Origin of the sequence: Mesorhizobium sp. M4B.F.Ca.ET.143.01.1.1 (assembly GCF_004792275.1) — a bacterium.
Taxonomy (GTDB): domain Bacteria; phylum Pseudomonadota; class Alphaproteobacteria; order Rhizobiales; family Rhizobiaceae; genus Mesorhizobium; species Mesorhizobium abyssinicae.
In genome coordinates this window covers 346194-361639 of record NZ_SRSR01000007.1, presented here as the reverse complement: position 1 = coordinate 361639, position 15446 = coordinate 346194, and the positions used below count along the sequence as shown (strand labels likewise).

Here is a 15446-nt window from a genome sequence, read left to right as displayed (position 1 = left end):
TATGTCGCGCCCGTTTTCGTTTAGGGGGCGTGTTTCCCGCGGGGCAAGGAAATGTCGGCAGAGCCGCTGAAGACGCTGTTCCATTCGTATGAGGCTGAGGCCCTCGACTTGCCGAAAGAGGGCGAGCGCGTGCTTTTCCTCGGCGCCGAACCCGGTTTCCGCTTGCCCGGGGGCTTCGCAGCCGCGCTCCATCTCGTGCAGGGTTTTCGCCCGCATTTTCGCGCGCTGCAGGCGGCGGGTTTTCACGTCACGCCGCGAGCGGACGGCGCTGGCTTCGATGCCGCGCTCGTGCTCGCCGGCCGTCACCGCGGCCAGAACGAGCTGCGGGTCGCCGAAGCGATCGAACGCGTGGCGTCGGGTGGGCTGATCCTGGTCGCGGGCGGCAAGGAGGATGGTATCGCTAGCCTGCGCAAGCGTGTCGACGAGCTTGTGCCGCTCGACGGCCATTTGCCGAAGCATCACGGCGTCGCCTTCTGGTTCCGCCGGCCCGTCGACGTCGGCGCGGCGGCCGTGCTGCGCTCGGCCAATCCGGCGGTTGTGGTCGAAGGCCGTTTCCACACCACGCCAGGCATGTTCTCCTTCGATCGGGTAGATGCCGGCTCGAAACTGCTGGTGGATAGCCTGCCGGGCGACATCAGGGGCGCCGTTGCCGATTTCTGCGCCGGCTGGGGCTATGTGGCGGCCGAGGCGGCGTCGCGCTTCCCGGGGCTCACCGGGCTCGATCTTTTCGAAGCGGATTTCGAGGCGCTGGAGGCGGCGAAGGCCAATCTTGGCGGCACTTCGGTCGAGCCGCGCTTCTTCTGGACCGATCTGCTCGGCGAGCCTGTCGAGCGACGCTATGACGCTATTCTCATGAACCCGCCTTTCCACCGCGGCCGGGCGGCTGAGCCGGAGATCGGCGCCGGCATGATCCGGGCGGCGGCGAAGGCGCTGAAACCGGGCGGACGCTTGTTCATGGTGGCGAACCGCCAGTTGCCTTACGAAGCGGTGCTGGCGGCGGCCTTCTCAAGCCATGCCGAGATCGCCCGCGACGGCATGTTCAAGGTGCTGTCGGCGCGCCGATAACGGGCGCCTTAATGCATGCTGACGATGCGCGCCTCGCGCTTTTCGACGAAGCGCGCTTCGCCCATCCCGACCTTGAGCGGGGCCGGCCGGCCGAACAGGTAGCCTTGCACCACCTCGCAGCCGGCGGCCCTGAGCAGCGTCGCCTGGTTTTCGGTCTCGACGCCTTCGGCGATGATGCCGACGCCGAGCGCGCGCGACAGCCCGACGATGGTCGAGACCACCGCGCCCGAGTTGGAATCGGTGTCGATGCGGCTGACGAAGGAACGGTCGATCTTGAGCTTGCCGAACGAGAAATCGATAAGGTAGCTGAGATTGGAATAGCCGGTGCCGAAATCGTCGACGGCCACCGAGATGCCCATCTCGGCAAGCTGCTGCAGGATGACGGCCGCGCGGTCGCGGTCCTGCATCATTGCGGTTTCGGTGACTTCCAGCTCGAGCCGTGACGGCTTGATGCCGGTGGCGACCATCGTTTCGCGCACCAGGCCGACGAAATCCTTGGTCATGAACTGCACCGGTGAGATGTTGACGGCGACGAAGCAGTCCTCGTGCAGGTACTGGGCGTCGCTGCAGGCCTTGCGCAGCACCCATTCGCCGATCGGGTTGATCATGCCAGTCTCTTCGGCGATCGGGATGAACTCGATCGGCGGGATCATGCCGCGTTCCGGGTGCTTCCAGCGGATAAGCGCCTCGTAGCCGATGATGCGGCCGCTCGGAAGGTCGAGCTGCGGCTGGTAGTGGAGGTCGAAATCGCCGCGCTCGAACGCGGTATGCAGTTCGGATTCGATCCATTGCCGATAGTCGGCGACCCGGCCCATGTCGCTATGGAAGACCGACCAGTTGCCGACGCCGCCGGCGCGCGCATTCTGCAGCGCCAGATTGGAACGGCGCAGCACCAGGACGGGGTCGACGCCGTCCTTGGGCATCGCCACGATGCCGACCGACAGGCTGACCGACTGCTGATGTGAATTGAGCTGATAGGGCTCCATCATCTCGTCGATGAGCTTCTCGATCGTCTGCTCGACCGAGCCCTTCAGCTCGCGGTCCGCCAGCAGCACCGCGAACTCGCCGGCGCCGATGCGCCCAAGCACCGCGCCCTCCGGCATGCGGTCCTTGAGCCGCTCGGCGAAGGCGCGGATCAGCTCGTCGCCATAGCTGTAGCCGATGGCGTCGTTGATGTGCTTGAAGCGGTCGATGTCGATGTCGATCAGGAACACCGGCTCGCCGGTGCGGATCGTCGCCGATGCCGCCTCGGCAATCTTGCCGACCATCGCCGGACGCGCCAGCAGGCCCGTCAGCTTGTCGAAATTGGTCTCGTTGAAGACATACTGCTCCGATTCATCGACACCGGCGAAGAAGGAAAGGGCGGCACCCGCCGCCGCCAGCGCGCAAAGCGCAGCGATGATGCCGGCCATCGTTTCCGCCGGCATGCCGGCAAGACCGTCGCCGAAACCGAATTTCAGCCCCCAGATGCCGAGGATAAAGCTGCCCATGCCCGAGCTTGCTATGGTGAGCAGCCGGAACAACGGTGTTCGCTTCGGGTTGCTGGCAGCAGCAGACATGCAGAGTCCCTAAGTTGCGGGACGTTCTAGCGGAAATCTCCTTAAAATGAGTTTCCGCCAATGCATCCAATTTTACCGGAAGCCGAGTATTTCCCGCGGGATTATTCCCGGGCGCCGTCGGTCTGCTTCAATTCGTCGAGTGTCGGCATGGAAACGATGTGGTAGCCGGAATCGACGTAATGGATCTCGCCGGTGACGCCGGAAGAGAGATCGGACAGCAGATAGAGCGCCGAGCCGCCGACCTCGTCGATGGTCACCGTGCGGCGCAGCGGCGAGTTGCGCTGCTGGTAGGAGAACATGTGGCGGGCGTCGGAAATCCCGGCGCCGGCGAGCGTGCGCACCGGGCCTGCCGAGATCCCGTTCACGCGGATGCCGCGCGGGCCGTAGTCATTGGCGAGATAGCGCACGCTGGCTTCCAGCCCGGCCTTGGCGACGCCCATGACGTTGTAGTTCGGCATGACCCGCACCGAGCCGGCATAGGTCAGCGTGATCATCGAGCCGCCATCCGTCATCAGCGGCGCGGCGTTGCGGGCCACCTCGGTGAAGGAATAGCAGGAGATCACCATGGTGCGGACGAAATTGTCGCGGCTGGTGTCGGCGTAGAGGCCCTTGAGCTCGTTCTTGTCGGAAAAGCCGATGGCATGGACGACGAAATCCAGCCCACCCCAGGCCTTGCCGAGGGTCTCGAACGTGGCGCTGACCGAGGCGCTGTCCTCGACGTCGCAAGGCACCACCAGCGATGCGCCGAGCTTGTCGGCAAGCGGCTTGACCCGGCGTCCGAAAGCGTCGCCCTGATAGGTGAAGGCGAGTTCGGCGCCGTGTTCGGACAATTTCTTGGCGATGCCCCAGGCGATCGAATGATCGTTGGCGACACCCATGACAAGCCCGCGCTTGCCCTTCATCAGTCCGTCCATGACTGGCGATCCTTATGCGGAATAGCGCTGGAAAATCAGCGTTGCGTTGGTGCCACCGAAACCGAAGGAATTCGACAAAACGGTGTCGATCCTGGCGTTGTCGATGCGCTTGCGCACGATCGGCATGCCAGCGAATTCCGGGTCGAGCTCCTCGATATGGGCGCTCTCGCCGATGAAGCCGCCTTGCATCATCAGGATCGAGTAGATCGATTCCTGGACACCGGCGGCGCCCAGCGAATGGCCGGTCAGCGACTTGGTCGAGGTGATGAACGGCATCTTGTCGCCGAACACTTCGCGGATGGCGCCCATCTCCTTGGAATCGCCGACCGGCGTCGAGGTGCCGTGCGTGTTGATGTAGTCGACCGGCGTAGACACCGTGGCGAGCGCCTGGCGCATGCAGCGCACCGCGCCTTCGCCCGACGGCGCCACCATGTCGTAGCCGTCGGAGGTCGCGCCGTAGCCGACGATCTCGGCATAGATCTTGGCGCCGCGCGCCTTGGCGTGCTCCAACTCCTCCAGGATCAGCACGCCAGCGCCGCCGGCGATGACGAAGCCGTCGCGGTTGACGTCATAGGCGCGCGAAGCGGTGGATGCCTTGTCGTTGTACTTCGACGACATCGCGCCCATGGCGTCGAACAGGTCCGACATCGTCCAGTCGAGATCCTCGTGGCCGCCGGCGAACATCACGTCCTGCTTGCCCCACTGGATGAGCTCATAGGCGTTGCCGATGCAGTGCGCGGAGGTCGAGCAGGCCGACGAGATCGAGTAGTTGACGCCGTGGATCTTGAACCAGGTGGCAAGCGTCGCCGATGCGGTCGACGACATCGCCTTCGGCACCGCGAACGGGCCGATGCGCTTGGGGCTGCCGTTCTTGAGCGTGGTTTCGGCCGCCTCGACGATGGTCCGGGTGGAGGGGCCGCCCGAGCCCATGACGATGCCGGTGCGTTCGTTGGTAATGTCGCTCTCGCCAAGCCCGGCATCCGCAATCGCCTGGTCCATGGCGACGTGGTTCCACGCCGCGCCCTGCGACAGAAAGCGCATGGCGCGCCGGTCGATCATGGCCGACGGATCGAGCGTCGGCGCGCCCCAGACCTGGCAGCGGAAACCGTGTTCGGCGAAGGAATTGGAAAAGCTGATGCCTGATTTGGCATCGTGCAGCGAGGCCTGCACCTCGTTGGCGTTGTTGCCGATCGACGACACGATGCCGAGGCCCGTCACTACGACCCGTCTCATTCGCAACTCCTTCAGGCGCATGATGTCGAAAACCGTGATCGGAATTCGCAAACGATCATACGCAAAATCAAAGCGCCATGCGGTCCCGCATGCAAAGGGTGCATGGCGCGGTGGTGGCGCCGGTCAAGCCGCCGCCGATTGCTTGGACAGACCCACTTTCAGATCCGTCGCCGCGTATATGGGTTCGCCATCCGCCTTCAGCCAGCCATCGGCGATACCGAGCACCAGACGCCCGCGCATCACGCGCTTGAAGTCGATGCCGTATTCCACCTTCTTGACCGACGGCGTCACCATGCCCTTGAACTTCACCTCGCCGGTCGACAGCGCCATCCCCTTGCCCGGCTCGCCGAGCCAGCCGAGATAGAAGCCGGTCAGCTGCCACATGGCGTCGAGACCGAGGCAGCCCGGCATGATCGGGTTGCCGATGAAATGGCAGGCGAAGAACCACAGGTCCGGCTTGATGTCGAACTCGGCGCGGATGAAGCCCTTGTCGAAGGCGCCGCCGGTCTCGCTGATCTCGGTGATGCGGTCGAACATCAGCATCGGCGGGTAGGGCAACTGCGCGTTGCCCGGTCCGAACAGCTCGCCGCGGGCGCAGGCAAGCAGTTCCTCATACTCGTAGCTGGACTTCGAACCCGCCATGAATTTCGTCCCCGTGATCGTCCCGGGCGGTGGGGCGCCCTTGTCGTTGGCTTCCTAACACAATCTTTCCAAGGCCGGAAACCGGCGTTTGCGCTTAACCCGCCCGTCTGCCCGGGTCAATGCGCGCCTGCGCACAAGCGTCTTGCTCTATTGATCGCATTCGGCCGACAGAATATATGTCGGAACGTGTCCAGTTTCGGCCGATGACGTTTTTTCGCCACTCTGGACGTGTTTTTGGGCCGAAAGCGCGAGCTTCGACGGGATAGATGGATCAGGGCAGCCGGAAGGACAATGTCGCTGTGGACAAGCGGGTTCGCGAGGCCGGCCTGAGGCCGACACGTCAGCGCGTTGCGCTGGCCGATCTGCTTTTTGCCAAGGGCGACCGCCATCTTTCGGCCGAGGAGTTGCACGAGGAGGCGATCGCCGCCGGCGTGCCGGTGTCGCTGGCCACCGTCTACAACGCCCTTCACCAGTTCACCCAGGCGGGTCTGCTGCGCATCCTCGCCGTCGAGGGGTCGAAGACCTATTTCGACACCAACACCTCCGACCACCATCATTTCTACATCGAAGGCGAGAACAGGATCTTCGATATCGCCAGCGGCCCGGTGACTGTCTCCAACCTCCCGGACCCTCCGCAGGGCATGGAAATCGCCAATGTCGATATCGTGGTCAGGCTGCGCCCGAAGCGCCGCGACTGATCCGTTTGCGATGCGGCCTCTCGATCTCGCGGTAAAGCTGGAATGGTGGGTCGCCGCGGCGGCTTCCGTCGTCCTCTATGCGATGACTGGCGCTTCCTGGTGGCTGTTCGCGCTGCTCATCCTGGCGCCGGATCTGTCGATGCTGGGATACCTGGCGGGACCGCGTATCGGCGCCGTCGCCTATAACGCCCTGCACATGCTGATTGTCCCGCTCGTCCTGGCGCTGGCCGGCCACGTCCTCGGCAGCTCAATGACCACTGCGGTCGCGCTGATCTGGATCGCCCACATCGCCATCGACCGCGCGCTCGGCTACGGCCTGAAGCTGCCCAGCGGTTTTCAGGATACCCATCTCGGCCGTATCGGACGCCGCGAACTTCCGGCGCCTGTCACGCCGGATTAGTGTCAGGCCGGATCAGTTCTTGACCCGTTCGCCTGGATAGGCGCCCCAGACGACCGACTGCGGCAGCCAGCCGGTATGGCCCTCGAAGGTCATCTCGCACCATTGCCCGTCGCAGGCCTTGATCGCGCCCATGACGCCGGGTTCGACGATGGCCACCACGCCGGCGTCCTTGTCCTTGTCGTCGAGCAGGTTGATTCGGCCGCCCTTGCCGCGCTGCCAGGGCGCGACGATCGCCGTGCGGCGTCCCGACAGCAGCGACTGGTTGATCCAGCCCTCCGAGCCGTCGGCGTCGCGCACGCGCCGCCAGGTGTCGAACTCCTGGATGATTTCCATCGGCAGGCCGGCCTTCATGTACATCCAGTCGACCGAATAGTTGGCGCCGGGGCCGACGCGCGAATTGACGCGACCCGATTTCAGGCTGACGAAGCGCGGCAGCGGCAGGCCGCTCGGTCCGAGCGTGATCGTCTGCCCGGGAGCGGCGGCGCCCTGTGCCGACACTTGCTGCGGAGAGTAAAGAAGAGCGCCGAGGACTGCTGCGCTGAAAGCCAGGCGGAGCGTCGCGAAACCAGACACTTTGTTTCCTTTCGGCGCCTGCCCGTCGGCCCCGGCGCCCCTTTTTCTTTGTCTTCGGCAGCACCGCTTGTTACAGGAGTGGGCGGATACCGCGATTGGCTACAAGTTTCGCCTGTCTTGGTTAAAGAGGTCTCAACGAGATCGGTTTCGAGGAAGCTTCGGGGATAAAATGGCAGGCAAAAAACGGCCCCTCGTCGTCATCACGCGCAAGCTGCCCGACCCGGTCGAAACCCGCATGCGCGAGCTGTTCGACGCGCGGCTGAACGTCGAGGACCGGCCGATGACGCAGCCGGAGCTGGTCGCCGCGGTCAAGGAAGCCGATGTGCTGGTGCCGACGATCACCGATCATATCGATGCGGCGCTGATCGCCCAGGCCGGCGACAATCTCAAGCTGATCGCCAATTTCGGCAATGGCGTCGACAAGATCGACGTCGCGGCGGCGGCGAAGAAGGGCATCACCGTCACCAACACGCCGAACGTGCTGACCGAGGACACGGCCGACATGACCATGGCGCTGATGCTGGCCGTGCCGCGCAGGCTGGCGGAAGGCGCCAACGTGCTCACCGGCGACAAGAAATGGGCCGGCTGGTCGCCGACCTGGATGCTCGGCCGCCGCATCTGGGGCAAACGGCTCGGCATCGTCGGCATGGGCCGCATCGGCACCGCGGTTGCCAGGCGCGCCAAGGCCTTCGGCCTGTCGATCCACTATCACAACCGCCACCGCGTGCTGCCGGCGGTCGAGGACGAGCTGGAAGCGACCTATTGGGAGAGCCTCGACCAGATGCTGGCCCGCATGGACATCATCTCGGTCAACTGCCCGTCGACGCCGGCGACGTTCCATCTGCTTTCGGCGCGGCGGCTGGCGCTGATGCAGCCGTCGGCCTACATCGTCAACACCGCGCGCGGCGACATCATCGACGAGGAATCGCTGATCAAGCTGATCCATGACGGCAAGATCGCCGGCGCCGGTCTCGACGTCTACGAACACGAGCCGGCGCTGAACAGCAAGCTGCTGAAGCTCGCCGCCAAGGGCAAGGTCGTGCTCCTGCCGCATATGGGCTCGGCGACGCTCGAAGGCCGCATCGACATGGGCGAGAAGGTGATCATCAACATCCGTGCCTTCTTCGACGGCCACCGCCCGCCGGACCGCGTGCTGCCGCTGCGGACGTAGCTGGTTGCGGAGCGCTCAGACGGCGAGGGTGCCGTCGGCAGCGACTTTCACGATGCGCCCGCAATAGGTCTCGAACACGTTTCGAGCGAGCTGGATCGCCATCGGCGTTTCCCAGCCCATTTCCCTGGCGACGATCAGCCCGAGGAGGAGGATCGCGTCCGGCTCGTGCAGCACCAGTGCGGCCGGCGCCCGGCCATTGTGGACAAGCTCCATCAGCACGGCCGAAGCCGAGGACGAGCCGATCGTGCCCGGCAGGAACAGCACGCGGCCGGAAATCGTCTCGCCATGCTGCGGGTGGCGGACATCGGCGATGCGGCCGCTCTTCGGGTCGACGCCGCCCCAGAAGCTGATCGGCGCCGTCAGCACCAGCGCCTCGCCTTCGCCGCCCTTGCCAGGCACCAGGATCTCGGCTCGGGCGTTCATGCTGCGATATCCGTAAATCGTGGCTTACCAAGAACGGCGCTTTCGACGCAGTCGGCCAGCGAGGCGTAGAGCACGGAGTAGCCGGTGTTGCCCGGCGCGTAGTGCGCGAACTTGCCCGAATTCGTCATCAGCACCCCGTTGCTGAGCTCCGGCATGATCGGCGTCACCACCACGCAAGTGTCGGCAACGATGATCACCCCGCTTGCCTCGAGCGCCTTGCGCCGGCCGCTTTGCTCGAGTCCGGACAGCGCATGGCGGCCGGTGCAGGCATAGATCGGCACGCTGAGCGGGCGGCCGGCGAGCAGCCGCTCCAGCGCGTCGAATTCCGCGAGCGACAGGTGCGGGCTGCCGATTGCAACCGCATCGATCGTTTTCGATGCCGCCGCCGTCGACAGCCCGGCACGTGCCTTCGCGGCCATTTCAGACGTGACGCGGATCACCGTCTCCGGCGTCGCGCCGGCGAGAATCGTGTGCGCATAGGGCGCTTCCGGCGTCACGCCGGCAACGTGGAAAAGGCCGACCGCGCCGGACGAGGCCGCGGCGGCGCCGAATGCCTTGAGCGCATCCTCGCCGGGGTGCTTGGCCACGCCGGTGACGACGCCGACGGCGTTGCCGACCTCGCGACCATAGAGGCTGCCAAGCACCGGCCAGGCGATTTCCGATGCGAGGAAGGAAGGCGAGAGGCCGGAGACATCGAACACCAGCCGCGCCCGCCTGTTCTCAAGGCGATGCAGGCCGTAGTCCGGGGCTCGGCCGGTAATGGCGCAGGCGATGTCGAGGAAATCGCCATAGCGGTTGGTGCGCGCGCCCAGCACAGAATTGCAGAACACCACCGCGTTCGATTCGCCCCAGGCGACGTCGCTGCCCAGCGCTGGCCGGTGCCCGGCCTGGTAAGGCGCGCAGGTCCAGCTCTGCTCGCAGCCAAGCTTGCGATAGGCCTCCATCATCCGCCGCGCCATGCCGCGCGCCGGCTCCTCGAGGCGGATGCGCGCGCAGCCCATCAGGTCGAGCGCGCCGACATTGAGCGTCGAGCGCACGGCGACGCGCGCGCCGCCCTCGACCAGCCTCTCGGCGAACAGCGTGCCGGAATCGCCGTGATAGAGCGCCCCGTCTATATGCGTCGAGGCAATCGGGATCAGTCGCGGCGCGCCGAGCAGCCGGGCGCTTTCGGCGACGATACGCATCGCCATCGCGGCGCCGTCCTTGCCGGCGGCGATCGCCTGTTCTTCCGCGCTGAGGGCGAGGCTCATGGCAGCACCTTGCGCATGGTGATCGAGGTCGGCCGATCGTAGCCTTCATGCGCCGTGCGTTCGGTCTCGCCAAAGCCCAGCCGGGCGAAGGCGCTGTGATTTGTGGAGAGCTCGATGCGGGTCTGCAGTTCGATGGCGCCCTTGCCACGGCTCACAGCAATTTCCTCGGCGGCCCGCATCAGCAGCCTGCCGATGCCTTGCCCCTGAAAGTCCGGCTCGACCGCGAGCTTGCCGATGTAGAAATCGTCCTGCCTTTCCAGCATGAAAACGCAGCCGACGATCCTCGCACCTTGCAGGGCCAGGAAACCCGTCTCCTGTTTTGCCTTTTCCTTGAGCTTTGCCGCGGTCAGCAGATGCGCCGAGGACGGCCGATCGATGACGCCGTCCATATAGGCAAAGGCGCGCATGATCAGCGAATGCAACTCGTCCCATTGCCCGAAATCGGGAGGAATTTGCGTGACGAAGACGCCCGTCGGCCGGTCCATGCGATCAGGCTCTCTTGTAGCGGATCGTGTCGAAGCGCGCGCTGAGCGCGTCGTAAAGCAAAAGCCGGCCGACCAGCGGCTCGCCAATGCCGGTGATCAGCTTGATCGCCTCCATCGCCTGCAGCGTTCCGATCACACCGGTCAGCGCGCCGACTACGCCGGCGACGGCGCATGACGGCACCAGTCCTTCCGGCGGTGCTTCCGGGAAAAGGTCGCGGTAGCCGGGGTTAGGCTTGCCGTCGGCGCCGGTCTCGAACGGTTTCAGAACCGTCAGCGAGCCGTCGAAGCGGCCGACGGCGGCGTGCACCAGGGGCTTGCCTTCTGCGGCGCAGGCATCGGCCACCGCATAACGCGTCTCGAAATTGTCGGAGCCGTCGACCACGATGTCGTATCGTGCGACGAGGGCAGGGGCATTCTCCGCCGTCAGCCTAAGCTGATGCGGCTCGACCGCCACATTGGGGTTGATGCGCATGATCGCCGCGGACGCGCTGTCGGTTTTGGCAATGCCGATCGCGTCCGTGCCGTGGATCACCTGCCTCTGCAGGTTGGACAGCGAGACCGTGTCGTCGTCGGCGATGCCGAGCGTGCCGACGCCGGCGGCGGCGAGATATTCGAGCACCGGGGCGCCGAGCCCGCCGGCGCCGATCACCAGCACCCGCGCCCGCTTCAGTTTCTGTTGGCCGGCGCCGCCGATCTCCGGCAGCACGATGTGGCGCGCGTAGCGCTCGAGTTCTTCGTCGGAAAGCGTGGTCATGGCCAGACCTTATCGTGGCGCAAAAACCTTGTCAGGGGTCTTCGGTTGGCCCAACCGTGCCGTGGTCGACCGTCAGGAACTGCGCGCGGCCCTCGAGGCTGGAAAACAGCGCCGCGTCGGTTCCGGTCATGAACGCCTGGCAGTTCAGCTCCTCCAGGATCGAGAACAGGGCGGCGCGCCGGCCGGCGTCGAGATGCGCCGCGATTTCGTCGAGCAGCAGGATCGGCGTCATCCCCGACATCTCGCCGGTCAGCCTTGCATGCGAGACCACGATGCCGACCAGGAGCGCCTTCTGCTCGCCGGTCGAGCAGAGTTCGGCCGGCATTGCCTTGGGCCTATGCCGCACCACGAGATCGGAGCGATGCGGGCCGTCCAGCGTGCGGCCGGCGGCGCGGTCGCGATCGCGGCCATCGGCCAGCGCGCGGCGAAACCGCTCCTCGACATCGACCGCCGGCGCGCTGCCGAGCGCGTTTTCCAGATCGCCGTCGAGGCTGATGTCGGCTTGCGGAAACGGTCCGCTGGACGGCAGCCTCTCGATCATGGCGGCAAGCAGGCGCGCCAGCTCGGCGCGGGCCGCCGCGATCGCCACGCCGGTCTCGGCCATCTGCGTCTCGATGGCCTCGAACCAGCTGCCGTCGCGAGATCCTTCCGTAAGCAGGCGGTTACGTCCGCGCATCGCCTTCTCGTAGTCGAGCGCGCGCTGACCGTGGCCGGGATCGATCGCCAGCACCAGCCGGTCGAGGAAGCGCCGGCGGTCGGCCGCCGGCCCGGGGAACAGGCCGTCCATCGCCGGCGTCAGCCAGACGACACGCAGCCACTCCAGCATATCCTCGGACGACCGCGCCGCGGCGCCATTGATCCGCACCCGTCTGCCGCTCTCGCCGCTGTCGCCGCCCGCAATGCCGGTGCCGATCTCGGCCTGGCCTTCCGGCCCTTCGATGCGGGCGTGCAGCGCAAAACCGCCATCGCCGCCTTCACGCGCCAGGTCGGCATAGGGCGCGCGGCGCAGTCCGCGCCCAGGCGTCAGCAGCGAGATCGCTTCCAGCAGATTGGTCTTGCCGGCGCCATTGTCGCCGGACAGCACGACCGCTCCGGGCGACAGGCCGATGGATAGCGCCGCATAGTTGCGGAAATTCGTAAGTGTAAGCTTACTTATATGGGTTTGGTGCTGGAGCTGTGTTGCACCTGCGGTCACGGCGGCAAAATCGCCTCGTTGGCGGCCTAGAGCCGGATGACTTCAGGTCGAATCGACCTGAAATCTGAATCCGGCTCTAAATCAAAGAGATAGAGCATGATGTCGTCCGAAAACCGCTTCACACTTTTCGGCATCATGCTCTAGACCCGCATCGGCATCAGCACGTAGAGCGCGGTCTCGTCGGCCATGTCGTGGATCAGCGTCGGCGAGCCGGCATCGGCGAGCATGAATTTCGCCTCCGTGCCGGTTAGCTGCGCGGCGACGTCGAGCAGATACTTGGCGTTGAAGCCGATCTCGATCGGGTCGGCCGAATAGTCGGCGGCCAGTTCCTCGGTGGCGCTGCCGGAATCCGGATTGTTGACGGCCAGCGTCAGCTGGCCCTCGGCGATCGACAGTTTCACCGCCCGGCCGCGCTCAGACGAAATGGTCGAGACGCGGTCGACGGCCGCGGCGAAGCTCTGCCGGTCGATGATCAGCTTCTTGTCGTTGCCGGTCGGAATGACGCGCTGATAGTCCGGGAAGGTGCCGTCGATCAGCTTCGAGGTCAGAACCACGCTGCCGATGGTGAAGCGGATCTTGGTGTCGGAAAGTTCGGTGGTCACGGCCACATCCGGGTCGTCGACCAGCTTCTGCAACTCGCTCACCGTCTTGCGCGGGATGATGATGCCCGGCATGCCTTCGGACCCTGCCGGTGCGTCGATCTCGGCGCGCGCCAGGCGGTGGCCGTCGGTCGCCACCGAGCGCAGCTTCAGCTTGCCGCCGGCTTCATGCGTGTGCAGGTAGATGCCGTTGAGGTAGTAGCGCGTCTCCTCGGTGGAGATGGCGAATTGCGTCTTTTCGATCAGGCCTTTCAGGTCGAGCGAATCGAGCCGGAAGATGTGCGAGAAGGAACCGGCCGAAAGCTCCGGGAAATCGGACTGCGGCAGGCACTGCAGACGGAAGCTCGAACGGCCCGAGGTGACCGTCATCGCATTGCCGTCCTCGTCGGTCTTCAGCATCACCTCCGCCCCGTCGGCGAGCTTGCGCACGATGTCGTAGAGCAGATGCGCCGGAACGGTCGTCGCCCCGCCGCGCTCGACCTTGGCGGGCGTCGCTTCGGTCACTTCCAGGTCGAGGTCGGTCGCCTTCATCTCGAGGCTGGCGCCCTCGGCGCTGAGCAGCACGTTGGAGAGGATCGGTATGGTGTTGCGCCGCTCGACCACGCGGTGGACATGGTTGAGCGACTTCAGGAGATTTGACCGTTCCAAGATAACACGCATGACGAAACAGGCTCGCTTGAATGGATGAGCGGGTCTCCGGCGAGCGGCGCCCCGCGAAAGGTCTGAACAGGCTCAGAATCTGCTTAAGCTGACAGGAAAAAGCCTGCAAACGCAAGCCCGCGCCACCGGTTAGGACCGGTTGCGCGGGCTTTCTGGGGATAAAGCCGGCGAAGTCCCCGATCCGGCTTTTCCCGGGCGCTCAAGCCTGGTCGTTGATCAGCCTTCGCAAGAGTTCCAGTTCCTTCGCCAGCGTGTTGTCCGCGCCCGAAAGGTCCTCGATCTTGCGCACCGCGTGCAGCACCGTCGTATGATCGCGGCCGCCGAACCGCCGACCGATCTCCGGCAGCGAACGCGGCGTCATCACCTTCGACAGGTACATCGCGACCTGCCGCGGCTTGACGATGGTGCGTGTGCGCCGGTTGGACAGAAGCTCGGTCTTCGACACATTGTAGTGGCGCGCCACGATGCGCTGGATGTCCTCGATGCGCACCCGCTTCGGCTCGCCCGAGCGATAGATGTGGCCGAGGATCTCATCGATGCGGTCGATGCTGATCTGTGGCTCGAAGGACTGCCTGAACAGGAGCTGGTTGAAGGCGCCCTCCAGTTCGCGCCCGCTGCCCGTCACCGTGCGCGCGACATGGTTGAGGATCTCCTCCGAAATATCGAGCGAGGTGTCGTCGACCTTGGCCGTCGCAAGACGCAGCTTCAGCATGCCGAGCCGCATGGCGAAGTCCGGCGCCGACATTTCCAGCGCCACGCCGCCATTGAGGCGCGAGCGGACGCGCGGCTCCAGCGATTCCAGCTCCGACGGCGGCCGGTCGGCGGCGACCACCACCTGCTTGGCGCTGTCGAGCAGCATGTTGATGAGATGGCAGAATTCATGCTGGATCGACTTGCCCTGCAGGAACTGCATATCGTCGATGATCAGCAGGTCGATGTCGCGCAGCTGCTCCTTGAGCGTCAGCGCGTTGTTGTCGCGGATCGCGGTAGCGAAGCGCCACATGAAATACTCGGCCGTCAGATAGACGACGCGCGATTTCGGGTTGTGCATCAGCGATTCCGCCGCGATCGCCTGCAGAAGATGCGTCTTGCCGAGGCCGACCGTGGCATGAAGGAAAAGCGGGTTGAAGCGCACCGCGCTCGACTGCGATTCCGCCACCGCCTTTGCAGCGGCGAAAGCCACCCGGTTCGACGGGCCTTCGATGAAGGAATTGAACGTGTAGCGCGGATCGAGCGGCGACCCCAGCACATTGTGCCGGAACTCCGTTTCGGCGGGCGCGCCCTGGCGCGGCGCCGGTGCCCGCTCCACCCTGCCTGATCCGGCGGTGCCTGCCGCGAGCGCCGTTTGCGTCTGCCTGGTCATCCTGCGCGCCGGCGCCACTTCCGGCTCGGCGCCGTTGCGCGTCTGGCGCGTGGCGGTGCGCACCACGATCTCGATCTTCAGAACCTCGGGATCCTCGTGCTTCCACAGTTCGGCGATCAGATCGAGATAGTGGCCGTTGATCCACGACCGCAGGAAGGCCGTCGGCACCGAGATGCGGACAATGCCCCGGGACGCCTCGGCGACCTTCATCCGGCCGAACCAGCTAGAATAGACCTCGGCTCCCAAGCGCGCCTTCAGCTGGGTCTTGACCCGCTCGAACTTCTGTTCCGCGTCGCTGGATGCCACCATGTCGCCCCCTCCGACAAAAGTTGCTTGAAATGGGAGTTCGCTCGTTAGCTCCCTTTCGATGCCGCTCTGCATGACCGCGTTCCTTGCCTGTTTGTACCTGTTTTCCGCCGGGGATGCGCCTCCTGCATCCATGTTTCCGGCGACCGTATCTTC

General features: G+C 65.2%; 16 protein-coding genes. 4 read left to right on the top strand and 12 right to left on the bottom strand.

What is annotated here, in order from left to right; translation table 11 throughout:
- Positions 1-51 precede the first annotated feature (51 nt).
- On the top strand, positions 52-1065 hold the full coding sequence (locus tag EN786_RS19940; protein WP_127282768.1) for a class I SAM-dependent methyltransferase: 1014 nt from the start codon (positions 52-54) through the stop codon (positions 1063-1065).
- Positions 1066-1073: 8 nt separating this feature from the next.
- Here EN786_RS19940 and EN786_RS19935 read toward each other — a convergent pair whose 3' ends face one another.
- From EN786_RS19935 to fabA, 4 genes are all read right to left on the bottom strand, one after another.
- Complete coding sequence (locus tag EN786_RS19935) at positions 1074-2624, bottom strand: bifunctional diguanylate cyclase/phosphodiesterase (RefSeq protein ID WP_135908747.1); 1551 nt, start codon at positions 2622-2624, stop codon at positions 1074-1076.
- A 101-nt stretch (positions 2625-2725) separates the two neighbouring features.
- Positions 2726-3538: an enoyl-ACP reductase FabI gene (gene fabI / locus EN786_RS19930; RefSeq protein WP_127282770.1), complete on the bottom strand. Its 813-nt coding sequence runs from the start codon at positions 3536-3538 to the stop codon at positions 2726-2728.
- 12 nt (positions 3539-3550) lie between these two features.
- The gene (fabB, locus tag EN786_RS19925) at positions 3551-4771 is read right to left on the bottom strand and encodes a beta-ketoacyl-ACP synthase I (protein WP_127312204.1); all 1221 of its coding nucleotides are present in this window, start codon (positions 4769-4771) and stop codon (positions 3551-3553) included.
- 123 nt (positions 4772-4894) lie between these two features.
- Complete coding sequence (gene fabA / locus EN786_RS19920; RefSeq protein ID WP_127390837.1) at positions 4895-5413, bottom strand: 3-hydroxyacyl-[acyl-carrier-protein] dehydratase FabA; 519 nt, start codon at positions 5411-5413, stop codon at positions 4895-4897.
- Between the two features lie 266 nt (positions 5414-5679).
- Between fabA and irrA the strand changes: the two genes are divergently transcribed.
- Both irrA and EN786_RS19910 read left to right on the top strand, forming a co-directional pair.
- Positions 5680-6111 (top strand): iron response transcriptional regulator IrrA, encoded by a 432-nt coding sequence (gene irrA, locus EN786_RS19915; protein WP_127286513.1) that lies wholly within the window; start codon positions 5680-5682, stop codon positions 6109-6111.
- Positions 6112-6121: 10 nt separating this feature from the next.
- A complete protein-coding gene (locus EN786_RS19910) occupies positions 6122-6511 on the top strand; it encodes a DUF4260 domain-containing protein (RefSeq protein ID WP_127286512.1) in 390 nt (129 codons plus the stop codon).
- A gap of 12 nt (positions 6512-6523) precedes the next feature.
- On the opposite strand, the gene EN786_RS19905 is transcribed toward EN786_RS19910, so the two are convergent.
- Positions 6524-7084, bottom strand: a complete 561-nt coding sequence (locus EN786_RS19905; RefSeq protein WP_127286511.1) for an SH3 domain-containing protein — start codon at positions 7082-7084, stop codon at positions 6524-6526.
- Between the two features lie 169 nt (positions 7085-7253).
- Between EN786_RS19905 and EN786_RS19900 the strand changes: the two genes are divergently transcribed.
- A complete protein-coding gene (locus EN786_RS19900; protein WP_127286510.1) occupies positions 7254-8255 on the top strand; it encodes a D-glycerate dehydrogenase in 1002 nt (333 codons plus the stop codon).
- A gap of 15 nt (positions 8256-8270) precedes the next feature.
- On the opposite strand, the gene EN786_RS19895 is transcribed toward EN786_RS19900, so the two are convergent.
- The 7 genes from EN786_RS19895 to dnaA all read right to left on the bottom strand — a co-directional run bounded on the left by EN786_RS19895 (position 8271) and on the right by dnaA (position 15293).
- On the bottom strand, positions 8271-8678 hold the full coding sequence (locus tag EN786_RS19895) for a DUF126 domain-containing protein (protein ID WP_127286509.1): 408 nt from the start codon (positions 8676-8678) through the stop codon (positions 8271-8273).
- A complete protein-coding gene (locus tag EN786_RS19890) occupies positions 8675-9928 on the bottom strand; it encodes an aconitase X catalytic domain-containing protein (protein WP_127286508.1) in 1254 nt (417 codons plus the stop codon). Before EN786_RS19890 ends, EN786_RS19895 begins: the two co-directional genes overlap by 4 nt.
- Positions 9925-10413 (bottom strand): GNAT family N-acetyltransferase, encoded by a 489-nt coding sequence (locus EN786_RS19885; RefSeq protein WP_127286507.1) that lies wholly within the window; start codon positions 10411-10413, stop codon positions 9925-9927. The genes EN786_RS19890 and EN786_RS19885 overlap by 4 nt, the downstream gene beginning before the upstream one ends.
- A 4-nt stretch (positions 10414-10417) precedes the next feature.
- Positions 10418-11167, bottom strand: coding sequence for a molybdopterin-synthase adenylyltransferase MoeB (locus EN786_RS19880; protein ID WP_127286506.1), 750 nt, complete (start codon positions 11165-11167; stop codon positions 10418-10420).
- A gap of 31 nt (positions 11168-11198) precedes the next feature.
- Entirely contained in the window at positions 11199-12362 is a 1164-nt protein-coding gene (gene recF, locus EN786_RS19875) for a DNA replication/repair protein RecF (RefSeq protein ID WP_127310747.1), read from the bottom strand.
- A gap of 140 nt (positions 12363-12502) precedes the next feature.
- Entirely contained in the window at positions 12503-13621 is a 1119-nt protein-coding gene (gene dnaN / locus EN786_RS19870; protein ID WP_127287223.1) for a DNA polymerase III subunit beta, read from the bottom strand.
- Positions 13622-13820: 199 nt separating this feature from the next.
- On the bottom strand, positions 13821-15293 hold the full coding sequence (dnaA, locus tag EN786_RS19865) for a chromosomal replication initiator protein DnaA (RefSeq protein ID WP_245478334.1): 1473 nt from the start codon (positions 15291-15293) through the stop codon (positions 13821-13823).
- Positions 15294-15446 lie beyond the last annotated feature (153 nt).

What these genes read in the sequence shown, in the direction of transcription:
- EN786_RS19900 (WP_127286510.1), top strand. Translation starts at nt 7,254, where the DNA reads ATGGCAGGCAAAAAACGGCCCCTCGTCGTCATCACGCGCAAGCTGCCC.
- EN786_RS19890 (WP_127286508.1), bottom strand. Translation starts at nt 9,928, where the DNA reads ATGAGCCTCGCCCTCAGCGCGGAAGAACAGGCGATCGCCGCCGGCAAG.
- EN786_RS19935 (WP_135908747.1), bottom strand. Translation starts at nt 2,624, where the DNA reads ATGTCTGCTGCTGCCAGCAACCCGAAGCGAACACCGTTGTTCCGGCTG.
- EN786_RS19895 (WP_127286509.1), bottom strand. Translation starts at nt 8,678, where the DNA reads ATGAACGCCCGAGCCGAGATCCTGGTGCCTGGCAAGGGCGGCGAAGGC.
- dnaA (WP_245478334.1), bottom strand. Translation starts at nt 15,293, where the DNA reads ATGGTGGCATCCAGCGACGCGGAACAGAAGTTCGAGCGGGTCAAGACC.
- fabI (WP_127282770.1), bottom strand. Translation starts at nt 3,538, where the DNA reads ATGGACGGACTGATGAAGGGCAAGCGCGGGCTTGTCATGGGTGTCGCC.
- EN786_RS19880 (WP_127286506.1), bottom strand. Translation starts at nt 11,167, where the DNA reads ATGACCACGCTTTCCGACGAAGAACTCGAGCGCTACGCGCGCCACATC.
- EN786_RS19885 (WP_127286507.1), bottom strand. Translation starts at nt 10,413, where the DNA reads ATGGACCGGCCGACGGGCGTCTTCGTCACGCAAATTCCTCCCGATTTC.
- irrA (WP_127286513.1), top strand. Translation starts at nt 5,680, where the DNA reads ATGGATCAGGGCAGCCGGAAGGACAATGTCGCTGTGGACAAGCGGGTT.
- EN786_RS19940 (WP_127282768.1), top strand. Translation starts at nt 52, where the DNA reads ATGTCGGCAGAGCCGCTGAAGACGCTGTTCCATTCGTATGAGGCTGAG.
- dnaN (WP_127287223.1), bottom strand. Translation starts at nt 13,621, where the DNA reads ATGCGTGTTATCTTGGAACGGTCAAATCTCCTGAAGTCGCTCAACCAT.
- fabB (WP_127312204.1), bottom strand. Translation starts at nt 4,771, where the DNA reads ATGAGACGGGTCGTAGTGACGGGCCTCGGCATCGTGTCGTCGATCGGC.
- fabA (WP_127390837.1), bottom strand. Translation starts at nt 5,413, where the DNA reads ATGGCGGGTTCGAAGTCCAGCTACGAGTATGAGGAACTGCTTGCCTGC.
- EN786_RS19910 (WP_127286512.1), top strand. Translation starts at nt 6,122, where the DNA reads ATGCGGCCTCTCGATCTCGCGGTAAAGCTGGAATGGTGGGTCGCCGCG.